This is a genomic window from Pseudomonas sp. PA-6-3C (assembly GCF_021605825.1).
Lineage (GTDB): Bacteria > Pseudomonadota > Gammaproteobacteria > Pseudomonadales > Pseudomonadaceae > Aquipseudomonas > Aquipseudomonas edaphica.
The window spans coordinates 1-10,104 of the sequence record NZ_WKDV01000081.1 but is presented as its reverse complement, the minus strand read 5'-3'; the positions used below and the strand labels follow the sequence as shown (position 1 = coordinate 10,104).

The following is a 10,104-nucleotide window of genomic DNA, read 5'->3' as shown; positions in this document are numbered from 1 at the left end:
CACCCCCAACGCATTCCGCCGTCCGCTCACGGATATCAGGCAAATCCTCGGTAGTTTGGGGAAGCGTCCTACCGCAAAAGGAACCATTTCCCTCAAGTCCGGGTCTTTACCCCGCCCACCCGCAACCGGTCGGGCTGCATGGACTGCAGCGTTTTTAAAACGACATTAAGGATTAATGTGAACTTCGCCTCCCCAATCCCTTGTCTGCCACCACCGGCTGCGGTGCGATTGCTCGCGCCTGGGGTTCAGCAGGGCGCCTTGGGGGAATACATTCGGATCATCTGATCCCTCGCTCAGCACACCTACAGCCGCCGGGCGTATTGGCGGCTTTGACTGTAGTTCATGGAGTTTGAAATGAAGCGCAAGCCGTTCCAGAAAACCCTGCTGGCCCTGATGGTCAGCGCAGGCGCCGCGCATGTTGCTGCGGTGGAATTCGACGTGAGCAGCGGCCAGAACAAGTGGAAAGGCCAGGTGTTCAACGAGCCTGTCACCTTGGTCGGGTCGCGCAATGTGGTGGCCACCCAGCGTAATGTCGATGGGGCCAGTGTTGCCGAGACCAATGTTCAGGGTTCGCTGATCAACCGCGCCGACTACAGCATTGATGGCAGTGGCCTCAACATCCGTGGTTTTGTAGTGGATGGCGCGCTGGACTCTGATCTGCGGGCCCGTGGCGGCACGATCACCGGTGATGTCATCCAGGCCGGTACGATCAGGCTCACCAACCAGACCTGGGCCGAAGGTTTTGAGGTGGGCGCCGCGAACATCGGCGGCAGCGTGATCAACTCCGGAACTATCGTCACCGTTGACGTGCCGGGGTCGGACAGTGACGGCGAGGGCATGTACCTCAATGGCACGACCGTCGGTGGTGACGTGATCAACTCCGGCCTGATTGATGTCACTTCCATCTACGGCTACGGCCTGATCCTGGACACCCATAACAATATGCCGGTGACCGTCGGCGGCAAAATCCTCAACTCCGGCACCATCCGCGTCACGGGCGAAGAGGCGTTGGGCATTGAAGTTGAAACCGACACCAGTGACCTGCGTATAGAAAACAGCGGTGTGGTGACGGTCAACGGTGGTATGGCCAGGGCCGTACAGTTCAACTCCGGCACCTTCGATTACTTGCTCAACACCGGCACGATTGAAGCCAACGGCGCCAATGCGGTGGCTGTCCATCTGACTGGGGCAACCTTTACCCAGAACCCGCAGTCGGGCGCGCGCGGCGTTATCAACCGGGGTCTGATCAGTGCCGACAGCACCGCGATCCTGGTCAATGCCCGCGACCAGACTTCGCCCTTCGAGATCAACCAGCAAGCAGGCGAGATCCGCAGCAAATCCGGCACGGCCATCGACGCCGCCAACCTTGCCACGCTGAACTGGACGGGCGGCAAAATCACCGGCGACTTGCTCAACCTGAGTGCGGTGAATGTCGCCGGCCAAGCTGATTTTGCCGGCCAGCGCATCATCGCGCCGGTCTCGATTAATTCCGGCTCGTTGAACCTGGCCGCGCCCGGTACCACGATCAGCGGCAACCTTAACGTCGCCAGCGGTGCGGGCATTGATATGCACCTGGCCGACAGCGTGGTGCCCACCACGCCGTATCTGTCGGTCAACGGTACGGCTAATTTCGCCCAGGCGTCGAAGCTCACGGTGAGTGCGCAGCCAGGCGACTTTGCGCGCACCAATAACGGCACTCAATACACCCTGTTGCAGGCCACCAGTGTGCAGAACAACGGCCTGTCGGTTGCCAGTTCGTCATCGCTGCTCAACGTGCTGAGCTACTCGGCGGATGCGCAAACGGTCAAGGCTGTCGTCGCGGTTAAAGACAACCAGCAAGTGCAGCAGGAACTTGCCGGTGCAGGTGCCAGCGCCGCAGCGGCCACGGCGGTGAATACGTTCAAGAACGATGTGCTCGGCGGGCTCAACCAGGACGACCCAGTGTTCCAGTCCCTCGCCAACGCCGGGACTGCGCAACAGCTTGCTCAAGTGAGCGAGCAGCTCAAGCCGGACGTCAACCGTGGCGCGCTGGATGTGGCGTTGTCGGGGCAGACTGTTATCAATGGCGCAATCTTCAACCGCCTTACCGACCAGCGCGAAGGCCATCAAACCGGCGGCGTGTGGGTGCAGGGTTTGAGCAGCAACATGGACCAGGATGGGCGCGGCGGTAACAACGGTTACTCGGCCAACAGCAGCGGCATGGCCGTGGGTGTGGACGGGCGTTTGAACGACACCACCACCCTGGGCGTGGCTTACAGCTACCTTAATTCCAACATCCATTCGGACCTGGGCAACAAGACCGATGTGGAGGGCCACGCGCTGTCGCTGTATGGCAACTGGGCGCTGCAAAACTGGTTTGTGGATGGCAGCCTCAGCTACGGTCATAACGACAACGACAGCAAGCGCCATGTGGCGGGCACCACGGCCAAGGGCAGTTACGACAGCAACGTGTTGGCAGCCAGCGTAATCGGCGGCTACAGCTTTAAGCCATCGCAGGCGGTGGTGATCGAACCGCGTGTGGCGGCGCGTTATGCCAACGTGCGCATGGACGGCTACGACGAGAAGGGTTCTTCGGCGGCGCTGAGCACGCGTTTGCAGCGTTATGAAGTGGGTGAGTTGGGTGCCGGTGTGCGTTTGGCCGGCAACTTGCCGATGGGCGCAGGCAGCCTGCAACCGGAAGCGACCTTGATGGCGTATCACGACCTGATGGGTGATCGCGTCGCGCAAACCTCCAACTTTGTGGCAGGTGGTGCGGCGTTCACCACCACCGGCGCGTCGGTGGCGCGTGACAGCTACGAGGCGAGTGTGGGCGTGAACTACCAGGTGTCGGACTTCACCGTGGGCGCCAGCTACACCCGCCAAGCGCGCAGTGGCTTTGACGCCGATGGCGTGATGCTCAAAGCGCGTTACGCGTTCTAAGCCCCAGCGCTGATCGTTCCCACGCTCTGCGTGGGAATGCCGCCCTGGACGCTCTGCGTCTGCTTTTGAGGCCGTGACGCAGAGCGTCACCGGATGCATTCCCACGCGGAGCGTGGGAACGATCGGTAACACCACCAAACCCCTGTGGGAGCGGGCTTGCCCGCGATGGCGGTGGGTCAGTGAATAAATCCAGTGACTGACACACTGCTATCGCGGGCAAGCCCGCTCCCACATTTGGTGTTGTGTTTGTCAGAACAACTTGCGCTGCACGGCCTCATCCAGCGTGCTGCGGGTCAGTGCTTCAACCACTTCTCCGGTATTGGCCTGGAACGGGATGCCTACGATCAGCACCAGGTGCATCCACGTGCGCACCGATTCGCTTTTCTTGACCCGGCCCAGTTCTTTGCCGTCCTTGTCCTTGAACACGGTTTCCAGGGTGAAGGTGTTCTTCGCCGTGGACGGGATGATGAAGAACGTGACGCCGGTAATAATCGCCGAGGCCATGCTGAACTGTTCGTTGTTATACAGCGTGGCGTCGGCGTAGATGTCCGAGTCGACCTTGTCGGTGCTCACCCGTGCAAAGCGGTTGGACTGGCGGAACCCATCGGCCACGGTTTTTTCCCACAGCGCCGCCGGTGCGCCGGCCGTGGTATTGCCGGGGCCGCCGTTGACTTGGCTCAGCGCCGTGGTGCGCACGTAGGCGGTGGGTTTCTGTGCCGGTGTGCTGGCGGTCGGCGGCCAGGTTTGCACGGCCGGCAATTCGTGTTGCGAGTAGGACACGCAACCGGTCAACAAGACGGCGGCGAGGACCAGGCTGTGTTTGATCAACCCTTTCATGTGTTGCTCCCTGAAATTACGGTTTGGCCAGTTTGGCAGTGGCGGTATCGAGCAGTTGCGCGACCAGTTCGTTCAACTGTTTGGCGCCCATGGTCGGGGCCCAGTATTCGCGGCCGTAGAGGCCCACGTTGCGTTCAAACTTGACCTCTTGCTTGGCGCTCGCCAGTTCCTTGCCGTCGCGGTCGACAATCACCAGGTCGCCGGCCACGTCGAAGGTGTCGACGAAAATCGGGCCGTTGACCCAGATCCAGATCGTCAGCGTCAGCAGGGCACCAGGCACGTAGGCGGGGTGAACGCCACGGTGGCCTTTGAGGGAGGTCATGTTGAATTTCAGCGCGACATCGTTTTCGCCAAGGCGCACCGGGTACTCAGTGACCTGCTTGAAGTAACCCGCCGTGCGCACGTACTGGTTGAGTTGGGCCGTGAGCGAACGGCTGATCGCAGTTTTATTGGCGTCGTTGACGTCGGCGGCGCTCACTGTCACATCAGCGACTTGCGCACTGCGCGGGCTGCTGACGGGGGCCGGGTGGAGCGGGGCGCCGATGGGGCCGGTGACGGTGTAAGAGACGCAGCCGGTCATCGACAGCGTCGCGAGCAGGGCCGCAGCCCCAAGGAGGGTTTTCAACACGCAATATCCCTATTTAATGAACAAGCCAAGCCAATGTCTCGACCGATGGCTGTGTAACTTGAGGCGGGCGCGCAGCGTAACAGAATGCCGTTGAGCGGCGAACGCCCCCGCAGCAGCGAAACCGCTTGAGTACACAGGGCAACCCCGTAAAATGCCGCGCACTGGATACAAGGCATTTTTCAAGGATGAATCAAGCAATGCGCCTCTCTGCTTTTCTCCCGGCCACCCGCCTCACCGCGGGCCGCACGTTTCAACCGCACTGCTGCGAGGCAGTCACCCTTCCTGATATCGCTATTGGCGGGCTCGACACTTTCCATGTTGAGGCTGCGTGCAAACGCGCGCGCGTTTTCAGCAAAATCTGATTGCCGCGACTTCGTTGATAACTTACATAACAGCCCTTTGCGCTGGTTTCACCTCTAGGAGCACTCTGTGAAAACACTGTCCAAAATCCTGCTGTCGGGCCTCACCGCCGCAGCGCTGCTGAGCGTGGCCGGTTGCGCCACCGAGAGCAACCGTGCGATGCCGGTGGAGCAAGTTGCCAGCGCCAGCGTGGCCTATTCCGGCGTACGTGTACCGATTGCCGTAGGCAAGTTCGATAACCGCTCCAGCTACATGCGCGGGATCTTCTCCGATGGCGTTGACCGCCTTGGCGGCCAGGCCAAGACCATCCTGATCACCCACCTGCAGCAGACCAACCGCTTCAGTGTGCTGGACCGCGACAACATGGGCGAAATCTCCCAGGAAGCCGCGATCAAAGGCACCGTGCAAAAGCTTAAAGGTGCTGACTACGTGGTGACGGGCGACGTGACCGAGTTCGGCCGCAAAGAGACCGGCGACCGCCAGTTGTTCGGCATTCTCGGCCGTGGCAAAACCCAAGTGGCTTACGCCAAAGTCGCGCTGAATATCGTCAACATCAGCACCTCCGAAGTGGTGTATTCCACCCAGGGCGCCGGTGAGTACGCGCTCTCCAACCGTGAAGTCATCGGTTTTGGCGGCACTGCCAGCTACGACTCCACGCTCAATGGCAAGGTTCTGGACCTGGCCATGCGCGAAGCGATCAACCGCCTGGTAGACGGCATCAACGCCGGCGCCTGGAACCCGCGCAACTAATCACAACAACGCCAAGGAGCACTACACGGATGAGCAAGGCAGTTAAGTTGGCGCTGATGCTGACAGCAATCGCGACGGTCGCCGGGTGCCACACGGCGCCCCAACCCCTGTATCAATGGGAAAGCTACCAGCCGCAGGTTTACGAGTACTTCAAGGGCGAGCCCAAGGAAGCGCAGGTGGAAGCCCTGGAACGCGATCTGCAAAAGATCAACGCCAGCGGCCGCAAGGCCCCGCCGGGTTACCACGCGCACCTGGGCATGCTGTACCTGAGCATGGGCAAGGATGACCAGATGGTGCAGGAGTTCCGCACCGAGAAGGCATTGTTCCCTGAGTCCGCTGCGTACATGGACTTTTTGCTGAAAAACGCCAAGGCTGGAGTTGCCACTAAATGAACCTGTTAAAACTCACCGGCGCCTTGCTGGCCCTGGCATTGCTCGGCGGCTGCGCGGCGCCCAAGACCATTGATTACACAGCGTTCAAACAGGCTCGGCCGAAGTCGATCCTGGTACTGCCACCCATCAATGAGTCGCCGGAAGTGCAGGCCTCCTACAGCCTGGTTTCGCAGGTCACCTACCCGTTGGCCGAAGCCGGTTACTACGTGTTGCCGATTGCCCTGGTGGACGAAACTTTCCGCCAGAACGGCCTGACCACCGCCAACGATATCCAGGGCGTGGCGCCGGGCAAGCTGCATGACATTTTTGGTGCGGACGCGGCGCTGTACATCACCATCAGCGACTACGGCACCAAGTACATGCTGATCTCCAGCGACACCTCCGTGACGGCCTCGGCCAAGCTGGTGGACCTGCGCACCGGCACCACGTTGTGGACCGGCTCGGCACGCGCTTCCAGCGAGGAAGGCAACAACAATGGCGGCGGCCTGGTGGGCATGCTGGTCTCGGCAGCGGTCAAGCAGGTGATCAACAGCTCCACCGATGCGGCGCACCCGATTGCCGGTATTGCCAGTGTCCGCCTGCTGTCGGCCGGGCAGCGCACCGGCATTTTGTATGGCCCGCGTAACCCGAAATACGGCACCGACTAAGTATCTGTTCAACCGTGAACAGCCTTTGCTGACCGCTCGGGTCTGCAAAGGCTTCGCGGGTTGGGTGTCACGCGTTGCCGTCAGTTTACAAGCACATCCGGTGGCCTGATCACTTGCGTACTGGTCACCACGAAGTCTGCTGTGCGGTTGCCGGTCAAGTCGATGGCGATGAAGTGGCGCTGGGTCTGCGGGTTGAAGCCCACGATCGCGTCGCCGATACGCCCGCTGAACGCCTGGACGGGCTTGAATCGCGTGTTGGACCTTCGCTCCAGCCCGCGCAGGTCAATCTTGTCGGTGCCGCTGGTGAAATCCATGATGACATCGGGGTTTGCAGGCGTGGAGTCGCTGGCGTGGTTATAGACGAAACTGTCGGCGCCGCCGCCGCCGCGCATGCGGTCCGCACCCGCCCCACCGGTGAGCCGGTTATCGGCGGCGTTGCCGATCAGCACATCGTGGCCTGAGCCACCGATAGCGTTTTCGATGAGGCAGTTGCGGGCGATAGAGACGTTGCCCTGATAACCACCTACGTCGGAAAACGAGCCATCTCTCAGATTGATCGTTTGGTTATTGCCGTAACCCGAGAAGTCCAGCGTGTCATTTCCGGCGCCATCCCATACGCAAAAAATAGCGGCGTCCTGATGGCTTCTCAGGGAGTAGTGGTCCCTGCCGGTGTTGGAGTTGAAACCGTAGATGTTGTTTTCTCGGCGGGTTTGATAGTTGGCGCCGTACTGGTGCTGGATAGCACTGATGTCATCCATCATGGGAGCCAGCGGCCTGCCCTCGAAGTGTTTGCCACTGCTTTGGGCAGGGTAATAGCTCATGACGGTATGGGCTTTAGAGTCTTGGGCATAAAACCGTTTGGCGTCGTCTTTTTGGCCGTTGTAAGTACCGGGGTGATTCAGGCCGAGCGTGTGACCGATTTCGTGGGTTACGGTGGGGCGTGTCACAAAGCCCGGTTGATAGCGGGTATCGCCAGCGATGCCGTTTTTGTCGTTGCTATAGGGGTAGTAGCCGTCTGCAACTATCACATTATTGGAAATACGGAAGGCCAGCCGTCCTTCTGCCGGGCCGCCGTTTTCAGTGAACGTCAGGTTCGCCACATCGCCCCAGGACTGGATGGCGCGCCGTGCTTCTTGTTTCTCGTAGTCGTTGAATCCAAGACCCTGTTCATAAGTGAAGTTGTAGGAAATCTCGGTCCTGTTGTTTTGGTTTCGGTCCTGCCATTTCAACCTGCCCCCCGTCAGTTGCTCAACGGCCTGACGCTGATTAAATGACGGCCTGTCAGCTCTACTTGTGTAGGGATCATCCGAGCGTTGAGTCGGGTCATAGTTGCCCCCATGGCCGCTGAGAGAACGGGCTACCGGGGCGTCCCAGCGGCGGTGTGCAGGGCTTTGGGCTGACTGAGCGCTGCTCGAATAAGGCTTGTACATCGGCGTTACAGGATTAATTCTCAAGGTCGTTATTCTCACGGGGTATTGGCACTTTTCCTTCTTGGTGAGGCAGGCAGGTTCCCTTTTGCTAAGTGTGAAGTTGCCAGTGTTGGCGTCACTTTCCAAAGCCCGATGTGTGTCCGAGTAAGTCGTTTTTCTTGCAGGTAAAGTGTTCCTACACAGGGTTAAGCCAATGCCCAGTCCTGGGCTGAATTTTCGCCCTGCATCAGAAAAAACGGCCACCGCGAATGACCGTTTTTCACACGTGTTCAGGGACGACTTTGAACCCTGGTGCGACAGTGCGTTTATCCGAAGATAGGCCGTGAGGTCATCAGCCCACTGATATCCTGGGGCCTTATCAACCGCGTGCTTTTCAGCAGGAAGTCCGTCTGGCCGTTTCCGGTCAGGTCAATGGCGACAAAGTACCGATTACTGTAGGCGTTGAACCTCACCAGCGTGTCGCCCGCGCGGCCGGAGTAGGTGTGGACCAGTCGCAGCTGAGTGCGGGTGCTCTGGCTCAGCCCGGTAAGGTCGATCCTGTCTCGGCCGCTGACAAAATCGGTGATCAGGTCAGCACCCGCAGCGGTTGAATCGCTGGCCTTGTCGTAGACAAAAACATCCGCGCCGCCGCCGCCCCTCAACGTGTCTGCGCCGCCCCCGCCCTTGAGGCGGTTGTTGGCGTTGTTGCCGATCAACGTATCGTCATGGCTGCCGCCAATGGCATTTTCCACGGTCACGCCCTTGGCAATGGAAACGTTGCCTTTCATACCGCCCACATCAGAGAAGGCTTCGGCGTTCAAGTTGATGGTTTGTTTCTGATTGAAACCGGAACAGTCCAACGTATCGTCGCCACCGCCATCCCATATGCAAAAAACCGGCGCGTCCCGCGCGGACTTCAGGCTGAAATAATCACGCTCGGTAGTGGAGTTGAAACCGTAAACGGTATCGCCGCGACGGGTCTGGTAGTTGGCGCCGTAGGCGGCCTGTATAGCTGCAATGTCATGCATCAGGGGCGCCACCGAGTAATGGGTCCACTGTGCGTCTTTTGAGAAGTTCTGACCACTTCTGATCTCGGGGTTGTAACTCATCACGCTGTAGGCTTGAGTGTCCTCCAAGTAGTCGCGCGTGGCGGGTTGCTGGGTATAGTCACCGGTATGGTCGAGGCCCAGGGTATGCCCAATTTCGTGAGCCATGACATGTTGGTCGTAACGGTCAGTCCTGGGTTGTGCATGCCCTGAGTCCAGCCATGCCTCGCCTCCTTTTTTGAAGCTCTTGGGAAAGGGCAGGGTCGCATAGGATTCCTCGTTACCCTTGTAAAGACCCAGGGTCAGTCGGCCCTCGGTACTCGCGCCTTTATGTGAGAACTTTATACGGGTGACATCCGCCCACGCTTGCATCGATATAAGCGCCCGTTTCTTTTGTTGTTCATTTAATTCATAAGCACCCTTGGGTACATGACTGACCCGGTGTGGCTCATCCGGCGTGAAGAACTCGTAGGCAATATCAATGACGCCGTCGCGGTTATGGTCTTGCCACTTCAATCCCATTTCCCGGCTGGTGCGCAGCAGGTGCCTGGCGGCGCGGTCGGTGGTGTAGGAGGCCAATGGCTGGTCCTTTACAGCACCCGGTTGTTGATGGGCAGGCTCAAATAATGCAAGCGCCGTATAAGGCTTGTTATCAACAGAGAGCATCTACTTGAATCCTTTTAATAGGCGAGCGGAGGTGTGAACGTTAACGCTCATGGGAAAACACGATGGTGTCAGGGGTTGATAGGGTTAAACCTTCGAGGTGACTACCTGCGAGAAAATACCCTGGCTTGGCTTTGGAAGTTTGCAGTCAAACCCATAATGTCCTCGGGTTTTATTAGTTGAGTGCTTTTGACCAGAAAGTCGGTCTGGCGATTACCCGTAAAGTCCACGCCCACAAAGTATCGACCACTGCGTGAATTTAACTTAACAACGGTATCGCCAATGCGGCCTGTATAGTTATCGACAAGCCGCAGCGGTGTGCCGGTATTCTTGGCCAAGGCAGTGAGATTGATCTTGTCTTTGCCACTGACAAAGTCCTCAATCAAGTCGGCATTCTGATAGGACGAGTTACTGACCTTTTCGTAAGTGTGTGTCATTGAACGGTGGGAGGGG

General features: G+C 59.0%; 9 protein-coding genes. 4 read left to right on the top strand and 5 right to left on the bottom strand.

Features of this window, described 5'->3' with window-relative positions:
• Positions 1–354: 354 nt before the first annotated feature.
• Positions 355–2,919, top strand: a complete 2,565-nt coding sequence (locus GIW48_RS29310; RefSeq protein ID WP_236462495.1) for an autotransporter family protein — start codon at positions 355–357, stop codon at positions 2,917–2,919.
• A 249-nt stretch (positions 2,920–3,168) separates the two neighbouring features.
• Here GIW48_RS29310 and GIW48_RS29305 read toward each other — a convergent pair whose 3' ends face one another.
• Positions 3,169–3,756 carry a hypothetical protein gene (locus GIW48_RS29305; RefSeq protein WP_099549566.1) on the bottom strand — a complete coding sequence of 196 codons (588 nt, stop codon included), beginning with the start codon at positions 3,754–3,756 and terminating at the stop codon, positions 3,169–3,171.
• A 16-nt stretch (positions 3,757–3,772) separates the two neighbouring features.
• Positions 3,773–4,384: a hypothetical protein gene (locus GIW48_RS29300; protein WP_017136670.1), complete on the bottom strand. Its 612-nt coding sequence runs from the start codon at positions 4,382–4,384 to the stop codon at positions 3,773–3,775.
• Positions 4,385–4,813: 429 nt separating this feature from the next.
• On the opposite strand from GIW48_RS29300, the gene GIW48_RS29295 reads away from it, so the two are divergent.
• From GIW48_RS29295 to GIW48_RS29285, 3 genes are read left to right on the top strand one after another with little or no spacing between them, the layout of a single operon-like run.
• A complete protein-coding gene (locus GIW48_RS29295; protein ID WP_017136672.1) occupies positions 4,814–5,494 on the top strand; it encodes a CsgG/HfaB family protein in 681 nt (226 codons plus the stop codon).
• 29 nt (positions 5,495–5,523) lie between these two features.
• Positions 5,524–5,886, top strand: coding sequence for a DUF4810 domain-containing protein (locus GIW48_RS29290; RefSeq protein WP_017136673.1), 363 nt, complete (start codon positions 5,524–5,526; stop codon positions 5,884–5,886).
• Positions 5,883–6,533: a DUF799 domain-containing protein gene (locus tag GIW48_RS29285; protein WP_017136674.1), complete on the top strand. Its 651-nt coding sequence runs from the start codon at positions 5,883–5,885 to the stop codon at positions 6,531–6,533. Before GIW48_RS29290 ends, GIW48_RS29285 begins: the two co-directional genes overlap by 4 nt.
• Positions 6,534–6,613: 80 nt before the next feature.
• Here GIW48_RS29285 and GIW48_RS29725 read toward each other — a convergent pair whose 3' ends face one another.
• The 3 genes from GIW48_RS29725 to GIW48_RS29265 form a co-directional block, all read right to left on the bottom strand.
• Positions 6,614–7,762, bottom strand: coding sequence for a M10 family metallopeptidase C-terminal domain-containing protein (locus GIW48_RS29725; RefSeq protein ID WP_138451176.1), 1,149 nt, complete (start codon positions 7,760–7,762; stop codon positions 6,614–6,616).
• Between the two features lie 506 nt (positions 7,763–8,268).
• The gene (locus GIW48_RS29270) at positions 8,269–9,654 is read right to left on the bottom strand and encodes a M10 family metallopeptidase C-terminal domain-containing protein (RefSeq protein WP_236462498.1); all 1,386 of its coding nucleotides are present in this window, start codon (positions 9,652–9,654) and stop codon (positions 8,269–8,271) included.
• A 101-nt stretch (positions 9,655–9,755) separates the two neighbouring features.
• Positions 9,756–10,104, bottom strand: a 349-nt coding sequence (locus GIW48_RS29265; RefSeq protein WP_236472980.1) for a M10 family metallopeptidase C-terminal domain-containing protein, incomplete at its 5' end; no start/stop codon positions are given.

Excerpts from the sequence above, each read along its gene's own strand:
- GIW48_RS29285 (WP_017136674.1), top strand. The coding sequence starts at position 5,883 with ATGAACCTGTTAAAACTCACCGGCGCCTTGCTGGCCCTGGCATTGCTC.
- GIW48_RS29290 (WP_017136673.1), top strand. The coding sequence starts at position 5,524 with ATGAGCAAGGCAGTTAAGTTGGCGCTGATGCTGACAGCAATCGCGACG.
- GIW48_RS29270 (WP_236462498.1), bottom strand. The coding sequence starts at position 9,654 with ATGCTCTCTGTTGATAACAAGCCTTATACGGCGCTTGCATTATTTGAG.
- GIW48_RS29305 (WP_099549566.1), bottom strand. The coding sequence starts at position 3,756 with ATGAAAGGGTTGATCAAACACAGCCTGGTCCTCGCCGCCGTCTTGTTG.
- GIW48_RS29310 (WP_236462495.1), top strand. The coding sequence starts at position 355 with ATGAAGCGCAAGCCGTTCCAGAAAACCCTGCTGGCCCTGATGGTCAGC.